This window comes from Natronospirillum operosum (assembly GCF_004768465.1).
Classification (GTDB): Bacteria; Pseudomonadota; Gammaproteobacteria; order Pseudomonadales; family Natronospirillaceae; genus Natronospirillum; species Natronospirillum operosum.
This window is the reverse complement of sequence record NZ_SRMF01000005.1, coordinates 140,870-162,887: the sequence shown is the minus strand read 5'-3', so window position 1 is coordinate 162,887 and position 22,018 is coordinate 140,870. Positions and strand designations below refer to the sequence as shown.

Here is a 22,018-nt window from a genome sequence, read left to right as displayed (position 1 = left end):
TCAGGTGCACACAATGAAAACAATGAGCATCAAGGCCATTTTATACATCGCATTCTCAGTCGTATCTCTTTTGATGATCGTCATTGGTGTCGTTGGTGCTCTGGGCAAGGGTATGAGTAACAACGACCTCGAAACCATGTACAGTCAGTCCGTCGTCGGGCTGGCTGAAATGGCAACCTTTTCCAGCCTCATTCAGGAAAGTTATATCGAATTGCTTGAAGCCCAGACTCTGGATCCGCGAACCCGGTTTACCGAAGAACAGGTCAATGCACGGCGTGAACGAATGGAAAATCGCAATACCGCTATATCAGGGCACTGGGAAACCATCAGTCAGCTCGATCTGTCACCAGGTGAACGAGCAACGGCTGATGAGATCGGCAGTGCAATGGACGTTTACCTGACCGATGGCGTGCAGGAAGCGACCAGACTGATACTGAACCGTGACCTGATTACCGCATCCAATTACATTCAGGACCCCATTCAGGGCATGTTTGCAACACTCAACGAGTTGACCTCAGAGCTCATACAGGCGCGGATGGCATTCGCGTCGAGCCAGCGCACCCAGGCAGCCAAACGCTTCGATTCACTGATCATTGGACTGACCATGACTCTGGGGATGGCCTTGCTGCTTGCCATCGGCATCAGCACCTATCTCACCCGCATCATCAACAGACCACTGGGTCACATCAAGACCGCTTTGCAGGATATCAGTGTCGGTAAACTCGACCAGACCATTCAGGTCGTTCGGCACGATGAACTGGGTGATGTCTGCAATGGCCTGGGTGAAATGCAGTCGAACCTCAGAGATATTCTGAACCAGATAAAGACGTCCTCCAACCAACTCAGCCACACTGCCGGCGAGCTCACTGGTGTGAATACCGATTCAACCGCAACCATCGAAGAGCAGAACGAGAAAATAGCCCAGGCCGCCACTGCCATGAACGAGCTGTCAACGGCGGTTTCGAATGTCGCGGCCCTTGCCGCTGAAACGGCAACGGAAAGCGCTCGATCCGAGCGCCTGTCCACCACCGGGGCCCAACATGTGGAGCAGTCGGCACAGGCCATCGGTGCCGTCGCCGAAAAGATCTCCACCGCATCAAGAGACGCAGACAATCTGGTCAGTCGAGTGGAGGAAGTATCCACTGTCCTTGATGTCATTCGAGATATTTCGGGGCAAACCAACCTGCTTGCCCTGAATGCCGCTATTGAGGCAGCCCGCGCCGGCGAATCAGGAAGAGGCTTTGCCGTGGTGTCGGATGAAGTCAGGTCGCTGGCACATCGAACCGAACAATCCCTCCAGCAGGTTGAAACACTGATTGCCGCCGCCCAGAGCAGCTCTGACGATGTCATTCAAGCCATCAATTCAAGCGTGCAGGAATCAGATAACGCCATGTCCGTCGCGCAACAGGCGAAAGCGGCATTATTGGAGATCTCTGAACTTGCCGCCAGCACCAGTGAGCGCAACGAATCGGTAGCCAGTGCGACAGAACAGCAGGCCCAGGTCACTCGGGAAATCGACCAGAATCTGACTGACATCCGAGACCTGTCCGAACAGGCATCCGATGGCGCCAAACAGTCTCTGAAAGCGGGTACCGGCATCAATCAGCTGGCATCCACGCTGGACCAAATGGTCGCCCGATTCACCACCTGAGTGGTGCATCGGATGTTCTCGGGTGCAGCATGATGCCGATCACCGAGCAGTCGGTCAGGCGCCGACGTTGGTCTCGATGCGGATGGTGTTGGTCAGCGTCTTGTGCACCGGGCAACGGTCAGCGATTTCCAGCAGGCGCTGGTGTTGCTCCTCATTCAGTTTCGGGGCGTTGATCTGCACCGTGCGCCGAATCACGTCTATTCTGCCCTGGCTGTCCGTGGGCAGGCCGGAGGCTTCGCAGTCGGCACAGTGCTCACGATCGTGGGTCAGGGATACCTGAATATCTTCCACCGGCCACTGCTTGCGATTGGCATACATGCGGATGGTCATGGAAGTGCAGGTGCCGAGCGCGGCCAGCAGATGCTCGTAGGGGTCCGGCCCCAGATTTTTGCCGCCCATGGCGGTGGGTTCATCGGCCAGCCAGTGATGCTCGTCGGCATAGACATGGCGGGTGAAGGCCTCGTCCTGTTCGGTCACCAGCACATGCCCCTGCTGCACGACCGGCCTGTCGCCGGGGGTGCTGTCCACTTCCAGGTAGCGCTTCACCCAGGCGGCCAGCGTATCGGCAATGTAGGCGGCATCCGCATCCCGGGTCACCAGGTGGTCGGCATCATCCAGCGACACGAAACTCTTGGGATGCATGGCGTGCTGATAGATCACAGCGGCTTCGTCGATTGATACCGTCTGGTCCATGGGCGCATGGAAGATCAGCAGTGGGCGGCGCAGGTTGCGAATATGCCGGGCCAGGTTGTGGGCCTCGATGTCTTCCAGAAACTGCCTGCGGATACGAAACGGCCGACCGGCAAGACTGACGTTGGCCTCGCCTTCCTGTTCGATCTCTTCCCGGGCGCCGTCGAACAGGTGCGCCACATGGCCCGGTTCCGAGGGAGCGCCTATTGTGATCACGGCTTTTGCCGAGGGCACCTGTGCCGCCGCCGCCAGCACGGCAGCGCCGCCCAGACTGTGGCCGATCAGCATCGTCGGTGCCTCATGATGGGCCTTGAGGTAGTCTGCCGCCGCGACCAGATCCTCCACATTGGAGGAGAAGTTGGTATTGGCGAAGTCGCCGTCACTGCTGCCGAGCCCGGTAAAGTCGAAACGCAGGGTGGCAATGCCCTGCCCGGCCAGAGTGCGGGCAATACGCGAGGCCGATCGAATATCCTTGCCGCAGGTAAAGCAGTGGGCAAAGAGCGCATAACCCAGAACCGGCCCGGCGGGCAGCTCCAGCAACCCGGAAAGGGCCTGCCCCTGTGCATTCTCGAACGTCAGTTTCTGGCGCTGCGGACTCATAAGCCTGTACTCCGGTGCGGTTCCAGCTTCTGATCATCTCAGGCCGGTCAGGTTCCGTAAAGGAAAGGACGAATGCGTCGGGCTTAGCCCCGCCCATTGAACATGCTGTCGAGCACGGCCAGGTGATGTTGTTTTTCCCGGTCAGACAACCATGACCCGGCAAAGCCGTTTCGGACCAGGGTATGGAGCTGCTCCCGTGTTATCGGCAGGTGCTCGATCAGGGCCCGATAGTTGTCATTCACGTAGCCGCCAAAATAGGCCGGGTCATCGGAGTTGACGGTGGCATTGAGACCGCTCTCCAGCATGGTGAGCATGGGATGCTCTTTCAGGTCATTCACGACACACAGTTTGAGGTTCGACAGGGGGCAGACGGTGAGCGTGAATTGCCGGTCGGCCAGGGCCTTGACCAGTTCAGCGTCTTCCAGTGCGCGGTTGCCGTGGTCAATGCGCTCCACCTGCAGCCCCTTGATGGCTTGCCAGACATAGTCCGGCGGGCCTTCTTCGCCGGCATGGGCGGTAAGTTTCAGGCCCAGTTCCCGGCAGCGGGCAAACACGCGCTCGAACCTGTCCGGCGGATTGCCCTGTTCGCCCGAATCCAGGCCAACGGCATCTATCCGGTGCAGCCAGGGCTCGGCAGTTTTCAGTGCTTCAAAGGCACTCTCTTCCGACAGATGGCGCAGAAACGACATGATCAGGCGGTAGCTGATGCCCAGTTGCTGTTCGCCGTCCTGCAGAGCCCGCTCGATACCGGAAAACAGGGTGTCGAAGGCAATGCCGCGTTCCAGATGCGCCTGCGGGTCGAACATGATTTCGGTATGAACCACATTATCGGCCGCCACCCGCTGCAGGTAGGCCATGGTGAGGTCGTAGTAATCCTGCTCGGTCTGCAGCACAGACATGCCCTGATAATAGAGGTCCAGAAACTCCTGCAGGTTGCTGAACTGATAGGCAGCGCGCACCGCCTCGACATCGTCATAGGGCAGAGGTACGCCGTTGCGCCGGGCCAGCGCAAACATCAGCTCCGGCTCCAGAGTGCCTTCTATGTGCAGGTGCAGTTCGGCTTTTGGCAGCCGCTCGGCCAGTTTGATCAGGGTGTCTTTGTTGTTGCTTTCCACGGTTCTTCTCCGGGAGGAATTCTGTACCTCAACGGCACCAGACTCCATCGTCATCGGCCAGATTGGGGTCTCGGCCTGCTATCTGTCCAATGTAGAATAATGTAGCCTGCGTTTTTGGCAAGGAATGGGCTGACCAGCGTCAATATCCAACTGCCTGCAGCCACCACTAATCGGAGTTCCCTTCTTGACCTCGACCGACTTCACCCAATTACCCCTCAAGCCCGAACTGCTGCAGAATCTGGAGAGCCTCGGCTACCACCGGATGACGCCCATTCAGGCACTCAGCCTGCCTCCGGTGCTGGCCGGCAAGGACGTGATTGGTCAGGGTAAAACCGGGTCCGGCAAGACGGCCGCCTTCGGGCTGGGCATACTGAACCGGCTGGATGTGTCTTTCTGGCGCGTGCAGGCCCTGGTACTGTGCCCGACCCGTGAACTGGCCGATCAGGTCACCAAGAGCCTGCGCACTCTGGCGCGCACCCAGCACAACGTCAAGGTGCTGACCCTTTGTGGCGGCATGCCGTTCGGCCCCCAGGTCGGTTCACTGGAGCATGGCGCGCACATCATTGTGGGCACACCGGGACGGGTCGAGGAGCATGTGCGCAAGGGCAAGCTCGATCTCGGTCATCTGCGCCTGCTGGTACTGGATGAAGCCGACCGCATGCTGGACATGGGCTTTCAGCCTTCGCTGGAAGCCATTCTGGAGCATGTGCCCGCCCAGCGGCAGACGCTGCTGTTCAGTGCCACTTACCCGAAACACATTGAACAACTGGCCCAGCGCGTCATGCAGCAGCCGGTCATGGCCAGAGTTGCCGCGACAGAGACCGCGCCGCGCATTGAACAGGCTTTCTACTGGGTAGCCAATGAAGACGACAGACAGCAGGCCCTGCTGAAACTGCTGCATGCCGAGCTGCCGGAGAGTGCCCTTGTGTTCTGCCGTACCAGGGAAGCCACCGGTGACGTTGCGGATGCCCTGAAGGCAGCCGGGTTCAGTGCTGTGGCGCTGAACGGCGATCTGGAGCAGAAACAGCGTGATCAGGTGCTGGTGCGCTTTGCCAATCGCAGTGTATCGGTTCTGGTTGCCACCGATGTGGCCGCCCGCGGTATCGACATCGAGGCACTGGATCTGGTCATCAACTACCATATGGCGCTTGATACTGAAGTCCACCTGCACCGCATTGGCCGCACCGGCCGCGCCGACCAGGCAGGCAAGGCCTGCACCCTGTTCAGTGACAAGGAACGCCTGCGGCTGGCGGATCTGGAGACCTATCTCGGCACACCTATTGAGCCGCGAACGGTACCCGAGGTGAAGCCGGGCGTCATTCCCAAGCCGCCCATGGTAACCCTGCAGCTTGATGCCGGCCGCAAGCAGAAAATCCGCCCGGGCGATATTCTCGGCGCCCTGACCGGAGACGGCGGCATTGACGGCAAGGCCGTCGGCAAGATCGCCCTCTTTGACCAGGCTGCCTTTGTTGCGGTGCAGCGCGCCAGCGCCAAACAGGCGCTGGCCAAGCTGAGCCAGGACAAGATCAAGGGACGCTCGGTGCGGGTCAGAAGGTTGTAATCATGTTCTATCTTGGTCTGTTTTTTGTTGCGAATCTGCTGTTCTGTGTGGCTTATGTGGTTCGGGACATGGCCTGGCTGCGTGCCATCACCATATTGGCTGCAAGTCTGACCCTGCCCTATTTCTTCGCCCAGTCCGAACCGCTGTATTCGGCCATGGGCTGGCAGGTGGCGTTCATCGTGATCAACACCGTGAACCTGACGGTACTGCTGCTGGAACGGCGGCCCATCCGCATGACCGAGGCGGAGCAACAGCTGCATATCTCGACTTTTCGCACCCTGACCCCGCGCGAGATGCTGCGCGTACTCAAACCAGCCCAGTGGGCGGAAGCACAGCCGGGAGACCGTCTGATCGAGCACGGCGTGCGCCTGGGGCAACTGATGCTGATCCATCAGGGCCGGGCTGAGGTCAGAAAGCACGGGGTTTTCCGGGCCAACGTCGGGCCCGGTGACTTCATTGGCGAAATGAGCTTTGCCACCGGCAACCCGACCAGTGCCGATGTCGTGGCGACCGAGCCGGTACAGTATCTGGTCTGGCAACGGGAAGATCTGGAGCGCCTGTACCTCAAACACCCCAATCTGAAAAATGCCATGCAGAACATTCTCGGCATCGACATGGCACACAAGCTCTCACGCCACGGCGACCCGGTGGCTGAAACCGGATAGGCCGCCGGGGTGGCCACCCCACCCCGGCTAACCCTGCAGTGGCAGATAGACCCTGGTGATCAATTCCGAGGCCGGGGTCTCCCTGGGGTCATTGGGGTATTCCTCGAACGGGGCGCTGTCGGCGGCTTCATGGCCGGAGGTGGGCAGCCACTCGCCGTATAGCCACTGATAGGGTTTGTCCAGCTCGGCATAGGACCCCACATGGGTCAATACCGCATGCGGGCCACCGCCGATTTCCCGCACAGTCAGACCGGCATCCCGGGCCTGGGCCTCGGTCACCGTAATGCCCGCTTCCGAACGCAGGTTGCTCTCCTCCACCGTATAGGGGTCATCATAGAAGATACCGAAGGCGCGGGTATCCGGCGTTATCAGTTGGTGCGTCTGGGCCACGACAAAGAGTTTGTCGAACACCTGGCCGATGCCATTGTAGTCGCCCTGATGCGCTATGGTCCCCAGTGTGAGCCGGGGCAGATCAATCACTTCCACTTTGTAGTCCATGGGGTATTCCTTCTTCTGCGGCAATGGTTGGTTGGGTCGGGAGGCCCGGCGCCGCTCAGCCCTGAACCGGGCCGGCGTCACGCCATAGGCAACGCCGAACGCCCGGGTAAAGGCTTCCACACTGCCATAGTGAGCGCTGGCTGCGATCTGTTCCATGCTGTCGTCGGTACGCAGCAGGCGGGTGGCGGCACGATGCAGGCGCACACGCCTGACCGTCTGATAGACCGTCTCACCCGCCAGTTCGTGGTAGATGCGGTGAAAATGCCAGTGGGAGAAGTGCGCAATGTCGGCCAATTCCATGGCGGTACACTCACGCTCCGGGTTTTCCCACAAATAGTCCACCACACGCTGAATGCGCTCACGATAGCTGTTCAGGGTTGTGCGTCGATTCATATGCTGACCTCCAGCCTAAAGGTAACGAATGCCGACTTGATAATTCCTGCGTATTCGGCAGTTTTCCCACTATTTGAACCACAGACGACCCTCCTGAAGACACCCTCTGGCGCGGACTGTGACACAGTTCAATTCAACGCCATGTAATCCTTTTCACCCTACCAAAAGGCGGCTACCCTAGCCGGCGCAATGACAGGGACATTTGCCGAATATCAAGGACTGTATATGATTGCCAAACCCGAATCACCCGACCGGGCTGCCACCTTAGCCGAGACCCGCCACCAACTGGCAGAACTCGACTGGCAGAATGATCTGCCGCAGGCTCTCTCACTGCTGGATCGCCTTCGCAGTGCCGACACGCCGCCACCGCTGGAAGCCACAACGACCAGCTCGGAGGACATCGACCCCGACCTGGCACAGCAGATATCCAACCCCTGTCTGACGCCGGCCGAGCTGTCGGCCCGCTTTATCAAGCTGCATGACCATCTGCCTGCGCGTTTCGACCCGGTGCTGTGGAATTCAATGCTGTCCGCCGTCGACCCTGCGGCGGCAGAAGCCGCACCCGAAGCCTGGTGCGGCGCCGTCATGGAGAGCCTGCAACAGCGCCACTTCCTGCCCCTGAACGTGTTGCGCCTCATTCGTGACCGGCTCCCGTGCGAAGCCTTTTTTGCCTCCGAACACTGGCAGCAGGCGCTGCAAGACTGGCCCCAGGGCAATTTCTTCCAGGCGCTGCTGATGCGGGGCGTGCCCAGCATCGAAACCGCATTGACATTGCTGCGCCCGCTTGACGTGACCACGCAGCAGTTCGATACCCTGATGGCACTGGTCCAGCAATCCGGTCAGGCCCTGCAGCAGGGAGAGCAGCAGCAAGCCTTTGATGCCCTGATCAATCAGGTGCCCCATGAACACAAGCCGCTGCTGTTCTGGCAACGCACCCTCAAGCTGATGTTCCATGGCTGCATACCCGCAGGGGCGGAACAGGGCCGCGCGGCATTCTCTCAGATCGCCCAAATGGCGCTGCATTTTTTCCCGCAGGACGGCCAACTCTGGTTTCTGCGCGCCGGTTTCGACTTCCACACCCAGCCGCCCGAGGTGGCGCGTGCTACCGCCATTGAGGCGCTGGTGCAGGCTCCCGACTACAGACGCTCACTGCTCTGGCTGGGGCGGGCCCTGCTGGCGAGCGACAAATTCGAGCAGGCCACACTGGTGCTGCAGCAGTTGCAGAGCTGGGAACCCCTGAATCTCGAGTGCGACACCTGGCTGGCCGTCTGTCAGGCGCGGGAACTGGAACAGCGCCAGCAGCGCCTGGCCCGCTCAGGCTCGCTTGAAGACGCCTGTGACCTGCTGCAGAGACTGCTGGACCTGAACAGTTTCAATCGGCCGCTGCAGATACCGGCGGCCCTGGCCGAGGAGCCTGATGTGCAGGCGCTGCAGTGGGCACTGCAGGCCCAGCAGGCCCGGGTCAATCTGGAGCAGCCCGACGAAGCCCTGATGCTGCAAGCGCTGGATACCGCAAAGAACCCCACCGTCAGGCTGGCCCTGTGGCGTGAATACCTGCACTACGGCTGGACACTGCAAGATCTGGCCGAGCGCCACAAGAAGCTGTTCGAGTGTTATCTGGAGTTTCCCGACAGCTTCCTGATCAATTATCACCTCGGCATGCAGCAGCAGCTCAAGGGCAACCACAACAAGGCGGTCGATCACTTCGACAAGGCGCTGACAGTGGAAGCCGACTATTTCGACTGCCTGTTTCGGGCGGCCCAGTGTCGCTTCAACCTCCAGGAATACGATACCGCACTGGAGCGGCTGGACTCCTGTCGGCAGTTGGCAGCCACCCACCTGCCCACACTGCGTCTGATGGCCCTGACCTACGTGCGCAAGGGCGAGCACTTTGCAGCCTACTGGTATTACCAGTTGCTGATCGAAACCCAGGCCATGTCCCGCACCACCCTGGCCGATATGCGCGGCTATCTGCTCGCGATGGTCAATGCACTGGCCGAACTGTCGATGGAACAACGGCACGACCCGGAGCGGACCGACATCCTGGAAAGTGTTCAGGGGACCATGGATCTGTTTGAGCGCTGGCCCAGGCCGGACGATTTCTTCCAGCACCGGGAGGGCCAGTTCTGCCAGCTCTGCACGGCCGAGATTCATGACCTGATCAACAGGCCAGCCCAGGCCCTGATGCTGCTGGGCGAGCTCGACGCTGCAGAATTGCACCCGGACTGGCTGGCCAGGTACCGCCGGCTCAAGGGCAGGTGCAACCTGGCCCTCGGGCTGTACCAGGATGTGGTGGACCTGTTGCTGGCCCCCACCACAGAAGCGCTGGAGTCCGCTCCGGATGCACAGTCCACGCTGAATCAGAGTGAATTGCTGGGCGATGCCTTGCTGTATCTGGGCGATGTCGAACAGGCCCATCATTGGCAGATGCACGCTCTGGAAGCCCGACGCCGCCAGTTCGGCAAGGATACCGAAGCCTTTGCCGACTGGGCAGAGAGCTTTCTGGGGGTATATCTCGACGCGGCCCGGATGGCCGGCAACAGCGAACTGGTGATCCGCGCCGGCAATGCCTACCTGGAGGAAGTCCGCACCCTGGGGCCCTTCCATCTGGTGGTGTGCTGTGAAATGGGCAAGGCCCACATGGCACTCGATAACCCGGAACGCGGTGAGCACTATCACCGGCTGTGTCTGGAATATGCGGCCTACTACCCGGGCGAATTCGAGGACTTTGTCGAAGAGTCGCGCAGCCTGATCACCGAGTCACCGAAAGGAGCCCTGTCATGAACGAACGGATGACCCCCTATCTGAACTCCGACAAGCTCAGTGACACGCAACTCTGGCTGCTCGCCCCTTCCGCCATGCTGACGGTGCTGAACGCCCAGCGGCATGACATGCTGTTCCCGCTGCGGGACGAGGACACACCGGAAGATCGTGCCGACACCAAACGCTGCCTGGATCAGGACTGGGACGTTACCGACGCCAAGACCCTGGCCGAAACGGTGGAATTTCTGCACCAGGCGCCGCCACTCTGGCAGGCCATGCAGGGCTGGCACCCTTACAGCAGTGATGAATATCAGGTGCTGCATCAGGGTGACTGGCCTGACAGCCTCAAGAATCTGCTGACCATGGTCGAGCAATACGGTTGCAGCATGCCCGCCGGTGACCTGGCCTGGCATCTGGGCCGCTGCGCCTGGGTAGTGCGCAGCGCCTGCCAGGTCGGTTACATCGACGAAGACGACGCCTGGAAGCTGCTGACCGAGAATGGCAACCGCATCGCCCGGGCGTTCAACAGTTGGGCCGAGTTCGGTATGTCCTATGCCATTGGGGCCCAGTACTTCCGCAGCCAGCGCTTCAACGCCGAAAGCATTCAGCGCTACCGCAGTCATCTGACCACCCTGCTGACGCATCCGGACTCCCCCTGGGTGCGCCTGCCCTGGGAAGCCTATACCCCCGAGGACGTGGAGGAAGCAGTCAGTGGCTGACCAGAAACCCGCCGGCTATCGCCTGACCCGGCCCAGACTGGCCAGCCTGCTGGCGGGCCCCTGGGCGCCACTGCAGACTGTGGTGAACGGGCATGAACTGACTGCGGTGCAGACACTCAATCGCCATATTCTGCATTTGAGTCTGCAGCAGCCCGAGCCGGCACTGAACGACCGCGACAGTATCGCGGCGGCAGATGAACTGGTACTGCAGCTTCTGACTGCCAGCCTGCAGTGGGGCCTGGAGCCCGAGGCCTGGCACCATGCCATAAATCTGCTGCAACCCGCCGTACCCTATACGGATGCTCTGGTTGATGGCCTCTGGGTGGCCTTCGAGGTAGCCGAGAGCGCAGAACACCAGGCAGACCTGCTGTCGCTGCTGACCCGGTGTCCGGCCCTGCTGCACCCGCAGAAGAGCGACGAAAGCCGCCCGGCAGTCAGCGCATTCCGGGCCCATATACCCAGTCTGCTGGCCACCGAAGATGACGCCCTGCGCGAGCTGCTCTTCCAGTATCTGAACCGGCTGCCACTGGCAGCACACAACCACAGCCTGCTGCTGGCCGGCCTGCCGCATGTGCATCGCACCATGGATCGCCATACCCGGGCTAGCTATCTGCTGCATATGGGGCGCCTGCATTACCTCTCACCCAGCGCCCTCGAGGATATCGATACCCAGGTTCGACAATTGCCTTCCGTGGTACCACGAGACCCGATGCTGCCCGATCTCAATCCGCCCGGTTATCTGGCAGAACAGGCTCGTCTGCACCGGGGTTACCAACCGGACAGACATCGACCGGACTGGGATCTGATGGTGCGACGCCTGGATGAAGGCAGCCACAACCTGCAGGCCGTGGTGCCCGAGATCCATGTGTATACACCCGGTCGGCCCAGGCTTCGGGCTGACATACTGGAAAGACTGCTGACCCGACCCGGGGTCAACGGCAAGCCGGGGCTGGATCTGCCCATGATCAATACCGTCGACATCATGACCTGTCTGGCCGGCCAGGGCCATCTGCCCACCTGGGCCTGCCGCTGGGTCCTGAACGAACTGCTGGAGATTGCCTTGTCTGCCGGCCCGGTGAATCAGCGTCTGTCCTGGCTGCGTCTCGGGGCCCTGACCCCGGTGCGCGACCTGCTCTGGAGCGTATTCGAACGCCCCGGGCTGATCAGCAAGGCCGATCCCCTGTTGTTGCGGGAAGTCCTGGAGCGCGCCTGGGGCGGCGAAGCCGGTCTTGTTCAGGCCCTGCAGGACCGCCAGTCGCAACTGCTCCATCCGCAGAGCCTGCAGGCGCATGCAGAATTTCTGCAGGCCCAGCCCATCTGGAGCGAGCGCATGGGCCTAACTATACCGGAGGCCGCAGAACCGGCACCGGCACAGGGAGGTCTGCAGCATGACTGAGCTGTTTACCCGCACGCCGAAACAATGGGCAGAGCATCACCTGGCCGAGCAGCCCGACGCGGCCAGCAAGGCGCGGGCCTTCAGCGAGCTGCCGGCCAGTGCGCCGCTGATCCCCCTGTGGCACCAACTGCGCAGGGAAGTGGACCCGGCCACCCTGATGCCGGCAGCGGTCCGCCTGCTGGAGCGCACCGAAATAGTACCGGGCATTCCGGGACTGACAGATTTCATCCTGACGCACCATCATTTGTGCCCCGAGCTGCAGTCCGAACTGCCTCGGCTGGCCTGGATAGCGCTGGATATCCGCCTGCTGGATCAGGCCCGAGCGGAAGATCAGCCCCGGGTACGCTGCCTGTTCATCAACCTGGCCCTGCGGCGCTGCGATTTCAGCCAGGCCGCCGACTGGCTGACCGCCGGCTACCAGCAGCAGGGGCTGCGGGCGCTGGATGTGGTGCGTTACTGCAAGATGTCCCTGATGCATCCCCGGTTTGCACCCATTACTCAGGCCGTACTGCCCATGCTGCAGGAGCAGCGCATCATCAACCTGTCGCTGGTGCAGGTCAGCCTGGATTACATTCAGCGCTTCAGCCACGACCGCAGCAGTGTGTCCGGCCAGGTGCAGGACTATGTGAAATCACTTGGCCCGCGCGTACCGCATTTTGAATCACGCGTATTCGACGTGCTGCGCAGCGGCTGGCGTGATCACTGTCGGCGCCGGCCCGACCCTCAGCCGGAAGAAGAACGCAGTGACGGCAAGCAATGGGATCGCTGGGGTGACTGGAAAGTCCGCTATACCCAGTGGCCGCTGCTCGAAGTCCTGTCGGACCGGGCCAAACAGCGCTGGCTGCGCGCCCAGTTACTGGATGCCGGCCACCTGCTCGGCAACGGCCCGGGCGCTGTGGTCCCGAGGCACAGCGTGCAGGCCTTTGCATTGTTCCAGATGCGGCAGTCCACCAAGCCGGCCGCGGAGGACATGCTGGCTCTGGGTCATGCCTGGCAGACGCTGGAAGGCAAACTTGAAGACGACTGGCTGCCGGACCGACTGGCCAGTCTGTTCTGCCTGTTCTGGCAGGACGTGGACCTGACCGCACCCGCCTGGTCCGACCACGCAGAAACCCTGGTGCCCCTGGCCACGGACCTGTTCGCCCGCCAGATCAGAGACTGGCTGGCCGCCGGGGGTCTGCAACTGCCGGCCCGGGTCTGGCCCATGCCGGGCATTGACCTGTACCGGCTGAAGTCGCAATGGACCGGCAGTGAGGAAGACTGGGAAGTGTTCTGTCAGGGCTACTGGGCATTGCTTGGAACGGACGGTACCAGGGTTATTCCGGACGAGCCCCGGGTGGAGCAGTACCAGCACCCGGTACGCTTCCTGCGGCTGAATGCCAGTGATGGCCTGCAACCCCTGATCCGGTTTCTGGTGCGCACACCGGAGCCAAGGGCCGGCATCATCGTGTATTTCTGGCGCGACCTGCTGAGCCAGGCCGAACAGAACCACACCCGGCTGTTTGACCGGGAGCTGGCCCGTCTGGACAGTGAGCAGCAGGCCGAAGTCGCGCGCAGTGTCCGTCGCAGCATGATCTTCTACGAGCCGACACCGGACGAAGAAGCTGAGTCGGACGAGGACAATCTAGAGCACATGGATGCGAGCGCAACTGATGACAGCTGAATTCAAGGCAGTGGCATGCAGGAGATAGACCTCAAACAGGAAGACTGGCCGTATCGTCTGATCGTGGACCCGACCGGGCTCAGGCTGCACTTTGTGTCGCTGGGGGACGAAGGCGAGACGATCAGCGTCTGGCAGCTCGAGCTGGACCCGAGAAGCGGCCCACTGGAGCACTATTTCTTCACCGCCCCTGACCAGTGCATCCTGGTGCAGCGACTGGGCCGCATTCACGGGCTGGACATTCCGCGGCAGTCCACCGAATTCGAGATGCAGGTTGAAACCGACAGTGCCGTGCGGGCCGTCCAGTTTTCCAGCCTGACCAACAAGATCTTTCTGGTCTTCCGCTGCAACGGGCGCACCGAGTTGCGCGGTCTCAAGGCCAGCGAGGGCAGAATATTTCACAACTTCGACCTGCCCGGTCATCTGTTCAACGGACACCTGCAGGAAGGACCAGGCTTCAGCCTGATGCTGTATACCCATGGTCGCGAACGCCGACAGGGCCAAAAGATCTGGTATCACGGCTACCACTCGATCAATCCGATTGGCCAGAGTTTCAGCACGGAAATCAGCCCGCTGGACCACCCGCCGCGCCTTCAACTGGGGGCGACACCGCCGCTGCTGCGCAACGACATTGGCATTGGCCTCCTGCCCTATCGACCCGTGGCCACGGGCAGTCAGTCGAACCCGTCCGCGATTCGCCTGCACGTATTCTGGCCCAATGACATGCATGGCAAGCGGTTCCTGAGAGCACGCGATGTCGGTGTGCACCCGCTCCGGGACCTGGACTTTGAAGGCACCGGCGAAGCCCTGCCCTGGCTGCTGCGTCAGGGCATGGCCGCACCCGCCGGCACCCACGGTGCGACCGAGCACGGCCTGCTGTGCGATTTCAATTATCGGTACGGCGAGCTCCCGCAGTGGTTTGCCTGGTCCGAGGGCTACCTGCGGCGCATCGAGACCAGTGGCGAGATGACGCCCTGGATTCGGCCACTCACCCCGGACGGCAATATGCTGTCTCAGCCCAGAGTTCGGGCCGTGCAGAATGACGGTCTGTTTGTGCAGTCCGGGGAGCAGGGTTTCTACCTGCCCACAGACGGCCTGGAAAACACCGACTCCGACGACACTCTTGCCCCGGCGCTGATTCCGCTGACCCCGGCAGAGCTGCATTTCGCACGCTTCGGCCCGGCAAGGACGGCACACCTGGCGCGCCAGACGCAACAATGAATTCAAACCGGCGACACTCACTCTGTGTCGCCACCCCGCAAACAGGGACCACACCACAAGGAGAGACCATGAGCAACGCAACCGCACTCATCAAAACCACCAACGGTTACAAGCCACTGATTCAGATCGACGGTCTGGAACATCTGGATTTCGATTTTTCCACGCGTCTGTTCACCCTGCCGGTGATCGAGGACATCGAGCAGCCGGTCAAGCTGCTGCTGCAGTCGGAGCATTTCATCGCCGAATGGACCCGGGTCGATACACGGCACGTGGAAACGCTGGGCATGAATGCCGAAGCACAGTTCAGCGTCGACAAGCTGGACGACGACAAGTATGAAATCACCCTGAATCAGCCTACCGAAACCGACCGGGTCATTCTGGTCAATCTGGGCTGGCACACCAATGCGGTCTACGGCGTGGCACTGTCCGAACCGGCTGCCATTCTGGAAAAACTCTATGGCCCCGGCACGGATCACAGCCCGGTCAGCGCCGAATACACTCTCGGCATGATGGCGCGCCAGCCCAATGCACCGCAGAAGGTGCTGGACCTGCATCAACACTGGCAGGACGAGATCAGTCACGCCCAGGCCACGGATTTCTTCGGCCGCATCGAGAGTGTATGGGCCAATTACGAGAAAGCCGAAGGGGCGGCCGAGCGCCTGAGTGCGCTGGAGGACATCAAGGAGATGGCCCAGAACTACCTGGACGACTTCCCCAGGGGCCGCGAGCGCGACACCGTTGAAACCCGTCTCAAGACTGCCACCGATAAACTCGGCGCCATCTGATACCCGTCATCACGCAGCCGGCCGGGTCCCGGGACCTGGCCGGTCTGCCAGCGCGTCTGCTGCCCCGGTGCGTTCTGGCTCATCTCACATCCGTGTGGCCACCAGATGGTCAGGCAACTCCGGCATCATTTCCTTCAGCAGCCCAACCAGGCGATTGTCCGCCCACTTCTGTTTGTAAACCAGGCCAAAGCGATAATGGAAAGCAGGCCGGAAAGGCTTGATCAACGGGTTGTCACCGGCAGTTCGATGATCATAGGCCGTAATTGGATTGATCAGAGTAATGCCCACGCCATTGGCGACCAGTGAATACACCGCCGCAATATTGGCTTCAGTCTTCCCTGCAATGCGGATATTTTTCTCCGACAGGTGCAGCAGCAACTGGTCCGCCGCCAGGTTGGGCTGGCTGGGAATCACCAGATGCTGTCCACTCAGATCTTCAGCTGCGATCACCCTGGCGCTGGCCAGACTGTGATTGGGCGGGACCAGACAGACGGCCTCTGTGGTCAGCAATTCATCCACGATCAGGCTGTGACTGGACACCGGCAGCGTGACAAAGCCCACATCAAAATGCCCGGCCTCTACACCACGCACGACATCCGGACTTGGCATGATATCCAGATAGATGCTGTACTTCGGATTGTCTTTCAGGATGCCCGCGATAGTCGCCGGGACATAGGCAAAACCCAGCGCCGGGGCCGAGGCTATACGCAATCGTGAAGCACCGAACTCGCGCAGGGCCACAATGCTGTGTTTCATGTTGTCCAGGTTGCTCAGCAGACCAAGAATCTCACCATAGAGCTCTTCCGCTTCCGGCAGGGCAATCAGCCGCTTTTTGTGCCGCATAAACAGCGGTATGCCGATATTTTCTTCCAACTGCGCCAGGGACCGACTGACCCCGGACTGGGTAATGCCCAGATCCCTGGCGGTACGGGTGGCTGTGCCCGTCTCGTAGAGCGTCTTGAAAATGAGTAGAGATTTCAACGAGTTGAGGTTGATGTCGCTCATGATGCTGAATATCCGGTCATTGCATATCCTGATATATGACTTTATATCATCAAATAATGAAAAAACATTATGCGTTGAAATTATTTTTTTGCTGTTCCTATAATGCTGAAACGATCAGAAAATCATCTTTCAGACCGAGGACAGTTCACACATGTCCGACAACGCACTTTTCTATCTGACCGGAGGCAATATGCCCCTGGTCAGTCACGCCGAAGGCATTTATCTCTGGGATACCGAAGGCCGCCGCTATATTGATGGCTGCTCCGGCGCCATCACCTGCAATGTCGGACACAACCATCCCGCCGTGAAGCAGGCCATGATCGACCAGCTCGACTGGGTTGCCTTCAGCTATCGGACCCAGTTCGAAAGTCAGGTGGCGCTGGATCTGGCCAATCGACTGGTGGACCTGTCGGCGGGCGATCTGGAGAAGGTCTTCTTTGTCGGCAGCGGTTCGGAAGCTGTGGAGAGCGCCATGAAGCTGGCCTGCCAGTACTTTGTGGCTCAGGGGCAGCCCGAACGCAGTCGTTTTGTCTCACTGAGCCCGTCCTACCACGGCAGCACCCTCGGCGCCCTGGGTCTGACCGGATACGAACCCCTGGAAGCCCCTTACCGACAGATCACTCTCGGTTCCATCAAGGTGCCCTCCCCTGATCTTTACCGCCATGAAGAGGACAGCGTCGAAGCCCACATCACCGCCGTGCTGGAAGAGACCGAAGCCGCGATACTGGAAGCCGGCCCGGAGACCATTGCAGCCATTGCGCTGGAACCGGTCGGCGGCGCCAGCACCGGTGGCCGCATGGTCACCCAAGAGTACATGGAGGGTCTGCGCAGTCTCTGTGACCGCTACGGGTGCCTGCTGATCATGGATGAAGTGCTGACCGGCATGGGTCGCACCGGGACCTGGTTTGCCTATCAGCATTTCGGCATAGCACCCGATATCCTGGCCCTGGCCAAGGGCCTCGGCTCCGGTTACTACCCCGTGGCCGCCATGATGGCACGAGAGGAACTGGTTGATGTCGTCAATAGCAGCGGCGGCTTCATGCATGGCCATACGTATGCGGGCAACCCGCTGGCCTGTGCCACTGGCTTGGCCGTGATCAAGGTCATCGACACCGAGCAGTTGCTCGGCAACGCCGTTGAAATGGGGACTTACCTGCGCAGCCACCTGGATCAACTGGCGGAAAAATACAGCTGCATCGGTGATGTACGCGGCCTGGGTCTGCTGCAGGGCGTGGAGCTAGTACAGGACAAGACCAGCAAGACGCCCTTTCCGGCCGAGTTCAATGCGTTCGAGAAACTCACCCGCCTGGCCAGGGAACGTGGTCTGCTGATCTACCCGCGCCGCTCACTGAATGGCATCAAGGGCGACCATGTGCTGATCACCCCGCCCCTGACGGTCACCGCATCCGACATCGACGACATCATTGCATTGCTGGACCAGAGCCTGGACGCCTTCGAGCAACTGGTGTCCGGGGAGGGATCCTGAATCATGAAGAAGAATCAAACCATTGAACAGGCCATCGCTGCCATTCCGTCCGGCGCCCGGGTTATGATTGGCGGGTTTGGCAACCCCGGCACACCCTTCAGCCTGATCCATGAACTGCTCCGCCAGGGACAAACCGGCCTGACCCTGATCAAGAACGACGCCAACGAAGCAGGCCACGGCATCAGCAAGCTGATCGAGAACGGCCAGGTCAGCCGACTGATCACCACCCATATCGGGCTCAACAAACGGGCCATCGACTTGATGAATCAGGGCCAGCTCGACATTGAGTTTCACCCGCAGGGCATACTTGCCGAGAAAATTCGCACCGCCGGTGCCGGCAGCTTCGGCTTCCTGACCGATATCGGCCTGGACTCGGAAATCACCCGGCCTGAAGACCTGCTGGACTGGCAGGGCCAGACCTACAAGGTCGAGATGGCGCTGAGCGCGGACTTTGCCCTGCTCCATGCCGCCGAGGCCGATTGGCTGGGCAATCTGGTCTACCGGGGCTCGGCGATCAATTTCAGCCCGCTGATGGCCATGGCCGCCGATCACGTCATTGTGGAAACCCCCAGCCTGGCTGCACCGGGTCATTTCCGACCGGAACATATCCATACCCCGGGGGCCTTTGTCGACAGCGTGGTCTCGCTGGCACAACTCACCTCAGACTACGGGATTATCGATCATCATGTCCGTCGCTGAACGCATCCTGAGCCGGGCGGTGAATGAAATCACGCCGGGCAGCATCGTCAACCTGGGTATCGGCCTGCCGTCCCGGATCATGCACTACCTGCCGGATGATTTTGACGTTCAGATCCATTCGGAAAACGGCATTCTCGGCGCCTGGAAACAGGCCGCACCGGAGGCCATGGACCCCTTCCTGATCGACGCCGCCGGGGCCTATGTCTCGCTTGGCCAGGGCGCCAGCCTGTTCGACAGCGCTGTCTCCTTCGCCATCATTCGCCGCGCACGCCTGGACCTGACCATGATCGGCGCCTTTGAAGTCGACTCGGCGGGCAACCTGGCCAACTGGAAGATTCCGGGCAAGTTTTCACCCGGTATCGGCGGCGCCATGGAACTGGCCCAGAAAACTCGGCGCATCGTCGTGCTGACCAATCACACCGACAAGTACGGCAAGCCCAAGATTCTTCATACCTGCCGCCTGCCGCTGACGGCCAAGGCCTGTGTCAGCCGCATCATTACCGACCTGGCCGTAATCGACGTCACCGGTGATGGCCTGGTGGTGCGGGAAAAGCTGGTCGACATCAGTGACGCGGAACTGCAGGAAAAGACAGAAGCCGAACTGAACTTTGCCACCGGGGAGGGCCCTCATGACACTGCATGAACATGAAAGCGCCTTGCTCGCCAGCGCGGATGCGGTGTTCCCGGACGCGCTCTCATTTCTGCAAGACATGGTGAAAGAGTACTCGATTCTGGGGCAGGAACAGGGGGTGCTGCACCGGGTAGAGGACCAGTTGAATGCCCTCGGGCTGCCCGTCACCCGGGTCGGCATGCAGAAAGAGACGCTCAGCCAGCACGAGCTCTACACCCCGGTACCCTGGGACCACGAGAACAAGTACAACCTGGTCACGCAGCTGAATCCGGGGGCACCGGGGAAAACCCTGGTCTTCAATGGCCATCTTGATGTGGTCAGTGCCGACCCCTTCGACATGTGGACGCGCCCGCCCAATCAGCCCTGGCAGAGCGATAGCTGGCTGTACGGACGCGGTGCCGGTGACATGCAGGGCGGCGTCGCCGCCATGATCTACGCCGTGCATGCCATCCGCCACGCCGGCTACCGGATCATCTCGCCGCTGACACTGCAGACCGTGGTGGAAGAAGAATGCTCGGGCAATGGTGCCCTGGCCTGCCTGCATCAGGGATATGGCGGCGACTTCGTGCTCATTCCCGAACCCTTCGGCCCGGCGCTCTACTCGGGCCAGGTGGGCGTGCTCTGGTTCAAGATCGGCATACGCGGCAAGCCGGTGCATGTGCAGGCGGCCGGCACTGGCGTCAATGCCATCGAGCAGTTGCAGCGACTGCTGCCCTGGCTGCAGGACCTGGAGTCCGAACTGAATGAACGGCACCGCACCGGCCCCTATCTGGAGGTAGACCACCCCTTCAACCTGAGCATCGGCACCATCAAGGGTGGCAACTGGCCCTCCAGCGTGCCGGCTTTCGCTGAAATGGAGGGGCGCATCGGGTTCCCGCCCGGCATGACAGCCAACGAGATCATGCAGCGGGTCAGTGACTGCATCGAGATGGCCTGCCAGAAGGATCCGGCCTTCGCGGAGGAGAAACCCCGTCTGCGCTTTCACGGCTTCCGCTCGGAGGGGCACCTGGTGGATCTGGGCAATCCGGGGATCGACCTGCTGGCGCAATGCCATCGCAGTCTGACCGGGGCGGACCCCGAGCCTTACTGGTCCACCTGCACCACCGATCTGCGCGCCTTTCATTTCTACAACCGAACCGGCGGCACCTGCTACGGGCCGGTGGCGAAGAATATTCATGGCGTCGACGAGTGCGTCAATATCGAATCCATCCGCCACACCCTGAAGGCCTATGCCCTGTTCATCAGCCGCTGGGGCCAGTTGGAGCCGTTATGAAACCTGTTTACCTGACGCATTATCGCCGCACTGCGTTCAGCCGGGCGCACCCGAAGAAGACGCATGTGGATGCGCTGGCCGACTGGCCGGCTGATCGTCTGCTGGCGCACCTGATCGACTGCAGCCTGGACGCCACCGGGGTGGCACCGGATCAGGTGGATGACCTGAGCCTGGGCTGTGCGCTGCCGGTCAAGGAGCAATGGAGCTTCGGCGGACGCTATCCGCTGCTGCAGAGCCGCCTGGGTGATCAGGCGGCCAGCCGCATGATCGATCAGCAATGCGGCTCCAGTCTGGCGGCGCTGCGCTTCGGCATGATGAGTATCGGCTGCGGCGCCGCCGACATTGCTCTCGCCGGCGGCTACGAACAAATGACGCGCGTTCCCATGGGACCGGCCCTGTTCAAGGAGGGTACCCTCGGGGTGCCCGTATTGCCCGAGCACACCGGAAAATCTTACGAAATGGATGTGGTGCTGAATATGGGCCTGACCGCCGAGCGGCTGGCCGCAAAATCCGGTATCGCCCGCACGCAGATGGATGAATTTGCCTGCCGCTCGCATGCCCGCGCGCACCAGGCCCAGCAGCAGGGTTTTCTGGCTGGCGAGATAGAACCGGTGACTGTCAGCGACGGTCACGCCTTCGATCAGGATGCGGCCATCCGACCCGACACCGACATGACCTCACTGGCTCAGTTGAAGCCTGCCTTCAGCGAGGGCGGCGCCATTACCGCCGGCAACAGCTCACCACTGACCAGCGGTGCTTCTCTGGCCATGCTGATGTCCGAAACCGCAGTTGCACAAACCGGTGTCAGGCCGCTGGCCCGCATTCTGGCCTCTGTCGATCGGGGCACCCAGCCGGAACTCATGGGTCAGGGGGTCGTGCCGGCGGTGGAGCGGCTGCTGAAGCAAACCAATCTGACCGTGGCCGACATTGACCTGTGGGAAATCAACGAAGCCTTCAGTGTGGTCCCACTGTACGCACAACAGCAACTCGGCATAGAGGACGCACGGCTCAATATGCATGGCGGAGCACTGGCACTGGGGCATCCACTGGGTGCAACCGGGGCAAGACTCGTCGGTACGCTGGTGCGCGGGCTGGCAAAGACCGGAGCGCGCTATGGCATAGCGGCCGCCTGTATCGGCGGTGGTCAGGGTATCGCGCTGTTGACCGAGCGAGTCGGTAGCAGCCGTGCATAAGTTCTTGCAGGCGG

General features: G+C 61.0%; 18 protein-coding genes. 14 read left to right on the top strand and 4 right to left on the bottom strand.

Going from position 1 to position 22,018, the window contains the following annotated elements:
- Window positions 1–13: 13 nt before the first annotated feature.
- Entirely contained in the window at window positions 14–1,651 is a 1,638-nt protein-coding gene (locus tag E4656_RS13340) for a methyl-accepting chemotaxis protein (protein ID WP_135483786.1), read from the top strand.
- A 54-nt stretch (window positions 1,652–1,705) separates the two neighbouring features.
- Here the strand turns inward: E4656_RS13340 and E4656_RS13335 are convergent, their stop codons facing one another.
- Both E4656_RS13335 and E4656_RS13330 read right to left on the bottom strand, forming a co-directional pair.
- Window positions 1,706–2,941 carry a bifunctional alpha/beta hydrolase/OsmC family protein gene (locus E4656_RS13335; RefSeq protein WP_135483785.1) on the bottom strand — a complete coding sequence of 412 codons (1,236 nt, stop codon included), beginning with the start codon at window positions 2,939–2,941 and terminating at the stop codon, window positions 1,706–1,708.
- Window positions 2,942–3,024: 83 nt separating this feature from the next.
- Window positions 3,025–4,056, bottom strand: coding sequence for an adenosine deaminase (locus tag E4656_RS13330; protein WP_240753988.1), 1,032 nt, complete (start codon window positions 4,054–4,056; stop codon window positions 3,025–3,027).
- A 184-nt stretch (window positions 4,057–4,240) separates the two neighbouring features.
- Here E4656_RS13330 and dbpA point away from each other — a divergent pair, with 184 nt between their 5' ends.
- Together dbpA and E4656_RS13320 are read left to right on the top strand one after the other, a co-directional pair.
- On the top strand, window positions 4,241–5,617 hold the full coding sequence (gene dbpA, locus E4656_RS13325) for an ATP-dependent RNA helicase DbpA (RefSeq protein ID WP_135483784.1): 1,377 nt from the start codon (window positions 4,241–4,243) through the stop codon (window positions 5,615–5,617).
- Between the two features lie 2 nt (window positions 5,618–5,619).
- Window positions 5,620–6,282, top strand: coding sequence for a cyclic nucleotide-binding domain-containing protein (locus E4656_RS13320; RefSeq protein WP_135483783.1), 663 nt, complete (start codon window positions 5,620–5,622; stop codon window positions 6,280–6,282).
- 27 nt (window positions 6,283–6,309) lie between these two features.
- Here the strand turns inward: E4656_RS13320 and E4656_RS13315 are convergent, their stop codons facing one another.
- Window positions 6,310–7,173 carry an AraC family transcriptional regulator gene (locus E4656_RS13315; protein WP_135483782.1) on the bottom strand — a complete coding sequence of 288 codons (864 nt, stop codon included), beginning with the start codon at window positions 7,171–7,173 and terminating at the stop codon, window positions 6,310–6,312.
- 225 nt (window positions 7,174–7,398) lie between these two features.
- Between E4656_RS13315 and E4656_RS13310 the strand changes: the two genes are divergently transcribed.
- The 6 genes from E4656_RS13310 (at window position 7,399) to E4656_RS13285 (ending at window position 15,717) form a co-directional block, all read left to right on the top strand.
- Window positions 7,399–9,957 carry a tetratricopeptide repeat protein gene (locus E4656_RS13310; RefSeq protein WP_135483781.1) on the top strand — a complete coding sequence of 853 codons (2,559 nt, stop codon included), beginning with the start codon at window positions 7,399–7,401 and terminating at the stop codon, window positions 9,955–9,957.
- Complete coding sequence (locus E4656_RS13305; RefSeq protein WP_135483780.1) at window positions 9,954–10,655, top strand: DUF1266 domain-containing protein; 702 nt, start codon at window positions 9,954–9,956, stop codon at window positions 10,653–10,655. The genes E4656_RS13310 and E4656_RS13305 overlap by 4 nt, the downstream gene beginning before the upstream one ends.
- Complete coding sequence (locus tag E4656_RS13300; RefSeq protein WP_135483779.1) at window positions 10,648–12,051, top strand: hypothetical protein; 1,404 nt, start codon at window positions 10,648–10,650, stop codon at window positions 12,049–12,051. The genes E4656_RS13305 and E4656_RS13300 overlap by 8 nt, the downstream gene beginning before the upstream one ends.
- A complete protein-coding gene (locus E4656_RS13295) occupies window positions 12,044–13,714 on the top strand; it encodes a hypothetical protein (protein WP_135483778.1) in 1,671 nt (556 codons plus the stop codon). Before E4656_RS13300 ends, E4656_RS13295 begins: the two co-directional genes overlap by 8 nt.
- Before the next feature lie 15 nt (window positions 13,715–13,729).
- Window positions 13,730–14,932 carry a hypothetical protein gene (locus E4656_RS13290; RefSeq protein WP_135483777.1) on the top strand — a complete coding sequence of 401 codons (1,203 nt, stop codon included), beginning with the start codon at window positions 13,730–13,732 and terminating at the stop codon, window positions 14,930–14,932.
- A gap of 68 nt (window positions 14,933–15,000) precedes the next feature.
- Complete coding sequence (locus E4656_RS13285; protein ID WP_135483776.1) at window positions 15,001–15,717, top strand: hypothetical protein; 717 nt, start codon at window positions 15,001–15,003, stop codon at window positions 15,715–15,717.
- An 84-nt stretch (window positions 15,718–15,801) separates the two neighbouring features.
- Here E4656_RS13285 and E4656_RS13280 read toward each other — a convergent pair whose 3' ends face one another.
- Entirely contained in the window at window positions 15,802–16,722 is a 921-nt protein-coding gene (locus E4656_RS13280; protein ID WP_135483775.1) for a LysR family transcriptional regulator, read from the bottom strand.
- Window positions 16,723–16,873: 151 nt separating this feature from the next.
- Here E4656_RS13280 and E4656_RS13275 point away from each other — a divergent pair, with 151 nt between their 5' ends.
- The 5 genes from E4656_RS13275 to E4656_RS13255 are packed head-to-tail and all read left to right on the top strand — an operon-like array spanning window position 16,874 to window position 22,004.
- Window positions 16,874–18,208 (top strand): aminotransferase family protein, encoded by a 1,335-nt coding sequence (locus E4656_RS13275; RefSeq protein WP_135483774.1) that lies wholly within the window; start codon window positions 16,874–16,876, stop codon window positions 18,206–18,208.
- Between the two features lie 3 nt (window positions 18,209–18,211).
- Window positions 18,212–18,907, top strand: coding sequence for a CoA transferase subunit A (locus tag E4656_RS13270; RefSeq protein WP_135483773.1), 696 nt, complete (start codon window positions 18,212–18,214; stop codon window positions 18,905–18,907).
- The gene (locus E4656_RS13265; RefSeq protein ID WP_205849203.1) at window positions 18,894–19,550 is read left to right on the top strand and encodes a 3-oxoacid CoA-transferase subunit B; all 657 of its coding nucleotides are present in this window, start codon (window positions 18,894–18,896) and stop codon (window positions 19,548–19,550) included. Before E4656_RS13270 ends, E4656_RS13265 begins: the two co-directional genes overlap by 14 nt.
- The gene (locus tag E4656_RS13260; RefSeq protein ID WP_135483772.1) at window positions 19,537–20,811 is read left to right on the top strand and encodes an ArgE/DapE family deacylase; all 1,275 of its coding nucleotides are present in this window, start codon (window positions 19,537–19,539) and stop codon (window positions 20,809–20,811) included. The genes E4656_RS13265 and E4656_RS13260 overlap by 14 nt, the downstream gene beginning before the upstream one ends.
- Window positions 20,808–22,004: an acetyl-CoA C-acyltransferase gene (locus E4656_RS13255; RefSeq protein WP_135483771.1), complete on the top strand. Its 1,197-nt coding sequence runs from the start codon at window positions 20,808–20,810 to the stop codon at window positions 22,002–22,004. The genes E4656_RS13260 and E4656_RS13255 overlap by 4 nt, the downstream gene beginning before the upstream one ends.
- Window positions 22,005–22,018: the final 14 nt, after the last annotated feature.